Raw genomic sequence first — 707 nt, 5'->3', positions numbered from 1 at the left:
TCACCGCCCCTTCGGGGTCCCCTGCGCTGCTCACGTCAGGCGGGGTCACGTGCAAACTCGCTTCGCTCAAACAGCACGTGCCCTTATCCGCCTGCCGCTGCGCTGCTCGGCGGCGCCTCAACGGCCAGCCAAAGGCACACCGCCCCCCGCCGTGGACACGTTCGGGCATATCCCTCCGCCCGACACCTCGTTGAAGTGCATGGACTTATCCGTTGGATAGACCCTCAGTGCTTCGCACTCCCCTGGCCCGCATTGCTTGTCGAGCCTAGGCATTTGCTCCTAGTCGACCTCTCCCCGGCCTCCCAACGCAACACATTGCGCATGCCCCTTGTTCACGGCCTCGTGCGCGGAATCGACCGCAGCCTCCACCGCCTCGATGCGCCGACACAGCGCCTCATTGACCAGAGTCAACAACGCACACAGCTCGCCACGGGTGGCTGTGACCTCCTCGCGCTCCTCCAGGCTGACCGGAGCAAGCAACTCTTCAAGGCACGCGTAGGCTAGATGTACATCCCGCAGGTTGCACGCGTCATCGACCGCACTCAAGGCCAGCGACGCGGTGCTGCGCAAATGCGAAGCGAGTGATTCGAGCGTGATCGCGGCTGGCGTCGAGTCGACGGCGATGTCAGCAGGATCGATGGATTCGGAAGGGGTGGAAGATTGCGCGGACGCGCAGGGACAACTGGCCATGATTGGGCTCCAAGCGC

Annotated in this window: 1 protein-coding gene; it reads right to left on the bottom strand. The window is 64.2% G+C overall.

Annotated features, from left to right (window positions below):
- Positions 1-279: 279 nt before the first annotated feature.
- Positions 280-707 (bottom strand): hypothetical protein (locus tag AC1DNF_RS35735; RefSeq protein WP_478153669.1); only part of this gene is annotated, 428 nt, incomplete at its 5' end.

The sequence above is a fragment of the Variovorax sp. 01T432 genome, assembly GCF_056398605.1.
The sequence above is the reverse complement of the archived record's forward strand: the minus strand, read 5'-3'. Positions and strand labels throughout refer to the sequence as shown.